The 2,609-nt window shown below is 72.6% G+C and carries 1 protein-coding gene; it reads right to left on the bottom strand.

Annotated elements, in window-relative coordinates; translation table 11 throughout:
• Positions 1-308: 308 nt before the first annotated feature.
• Positions 309-2,609 (bottom strand): M4 family metallopeptidase (locus ABD466_RS44195; RefSeq protein WP_425558882.1); only part of this gene is annotated, 2,301 nt, incomplete at its 5' end.

The raw sequence follows: 2,609 nt of genomic DNA, 5'->3' as shown, positions 1-2,609 counted from the left end.
GCATCGCGCCCCGCCCTTGGGCGCGAACGCGAAGCCACCACAACAGCAACCCGCCCGACACCACAGCCCCACACTCACAACCACCGCGTCCCCGCCTCTGCCCCCGCTCCTGCCCCCGCCTCCCGCCTCCGCCCTGCCCGCCCCCGCCTCCGCCCTGCCCGCCCTCGCCTCCGCCCTGCCCGCTCCCGCTACCGCCCTGCCCCCAAAAAACCCGCCCCGTCCCGCCTCGCCCCGTCCCGCCCCCAAAAAAATGGGAGGCGGACCCCTGCCCCAGAGGGGTCCGCCTCATCAAGGAGCTGCTGTGCGGCTCAGCAAGCTCCGGCATCACTCCACACGGCCCACGACTGCGGGTCGCTGGGAACGGCCCCGGTCGAGTACCACGTGGACTTGTAGAGGTGACCTCCGTAGGTCACCTTGTCGCCCGGCACGTACGACGCCGTCGAGCTCCAGGCCGAGACGCCGGCGCAGCCGCCGCCCCCGCCGCCGCCCGTCACCGTGAGCACGAACGACGCGGTGTGCGTCGCCGAGCCGGTGCCGGTCACCGTCAGGGTGTAGGTCCCGGCCGCGGTGGTCGAGGCGACGGCCACGTTGAGCGTCGCCGAGCCGCCGGAGGTCACCGACGCCGGGCTGACCGACGCGGTCACGCCGGTCGGGGCGCCGGCCACTGACAGGGCCACGGTCTGCGCGCTGCCGGACACCGTCGCGGTCGACACGGTCGCCGTGGTCGAGGAGCCGGCCGCCACGGTGGCCGAGCCCGGAGACACGTTCACGGAGAAGTCGTTCCCGGGGTTGGTGGAGGTCACGGTCGCGGTGTAGGTGGCGGTGTGCGCCCCGGACGCCGCGGTGCCGGTGATGGTGATCGCCTTCGAGCCGGTGGCGGCGCTGGAGGAGGCGGTCAGGGTCAGGGTGCTGCTCTGGCCGGCCGTGACGGTGGCCGGGTTGAACGACGCCGTCACGCCGCTCGGCAGGCCGGAGGCGGTCAGGGTGACCTGCTGGGCGCTGCCGGCGGTGACCGCGGTGGAGACCGTGGTGCTCACTGAGGAGCCCTGGGCGACGCTGCCGGAGGTCGGCGAGACGCTCACCGAGAAGTCGTTCGACGGTGCCGTCGAGCACTGCGCCTCACCGGGCTGCGCCCCGACGCTCACCGCGTCCCAGGCCGCCTTGACGGTCTTGCAGTCCTGCGAGCCCGCGCCGAACAGGTTCACCGCGGCCTGCAGGGTGGCGGTGCGCACGTTCTTGTAGGTCCAGCTGGACGTCTTCATGTTCAGCGCGGCCATGTAGATCTGGCCGGCGTGCTGGATGCCGACTCCGCTGACCGACGAGTTGTTGCAGGTCGGGCTGGCCGGGTCGGTGCCGTTGCCGGCCGAGCCGACGGCGACCAGGTAGAACCAGTGGTTGTTCGGGCCGGCCGCGGAGTGCACCTCGGTGCCCGGTATCGAGCTCGAGTAGCAGTTGGGGTCGCCGACCAGCGACGGGTTGTACATGTACCGGATCGGGCCGGTGCCGGTGAGGTTCACCTGGAGGCCGACCACGTAGTCCGGCGGGTTGTTCGGGTTGTTCGCGTAGTGCTCGGTCAGGGCGCCGAAGATGTCGCCGGTGGACTCGTTGATGCCGCCGTTCTCGTTGCCCGAGCCGGCGCCGCCGGGGGTGTACTGGAAGATGGAGTGGCCCATCTCGTGCCCGACCACGTCGATCGAGGTGGCCTGGCGCTGGTTGTCGGACGTGTGCCCGAAGTGGCCCGAGGAGCCGTCCCAGTAGGCGTTGACGTCGTTGAGGCCGACGTACAGCGGGAACTCCTGGCCGTTGCCGCTGAGCCCGTTGCGGCCGAGCCAGTCGCGGAGCATGTTCGTTTCCTGCTCCACGGTGTAGTACGCGTCCACACACGCGGTCTGCAGGTCGGTCCCGGCGCCGGTGCCGCCGTTGGGGTAGGTCTGGCCCGTGTTCTCATTGCCGCAGGACAGGCCCTGGCGGTTCGGGTCCTGCAACTGCCCGCCGGTGGTGTCGATGGACACCGTGCCGTCGTAGTACCCGCGGCCGGTGTCGGCGCGGACGTCGTCCTTCGTGTCGGCGATCGCGCCCGTTCCCGCGTCGACGTACACGTGCAGGTGGCTGGGGGCGTGGCCCTTGTAGCCCACTGCCAGGACTTCCCACGCCAACACCGGCTTGGCGCCCGTGGCCAGCACCACCAGCTTGGCGGCGCCGACGCTGCTCACCTGGGTGAGCTGGGCGCGGGCGAGTGCGGCGGCCCGGGCGGCCGTCACCTTGGGAGTGGTGGAGGCCACGGCGAGCGCGCCGCGGTGCGCGGAGGTGGTGCCGCGCAGGTTGCCGGCCGCGTCGGTGACGACGACCGCGTCGCCGCCGACCACCGGCAAGCCCTTGTAGGTCCGCTCGAACCCGAAGTAGCGCAGGTCGTTGGTGCCCATGGTGGACGAGGTGCGGACGTAGCTCTCGTCGGGGCCCTTGGCCAGGGCGTCGAAACCGCTGGCGGCGGCCTGGTCGGCGACCAGGGCGGCGTGGTCCGTGGCGGCCGCGGCGGTCCGGGCGCTCAGGGCGCTCAGGGCGCTCGACGCCGGCGGGGCGCCGCCGGGCCTGGCGGACCCGGCGGACCC

Origin of the sequence: Catenulispora subtropica (assembly GCF_039531675.1) — a bacterium.
Lineage (GTDB): Bacteria > Actinomycetota > Actinomycetes > Streptomycetales > Catenulisporaceae > Catenulispora > Catenulispora subtropica.
This window is presented reverse-complemented; position numbering and strand designations above follow the sequence as displayed.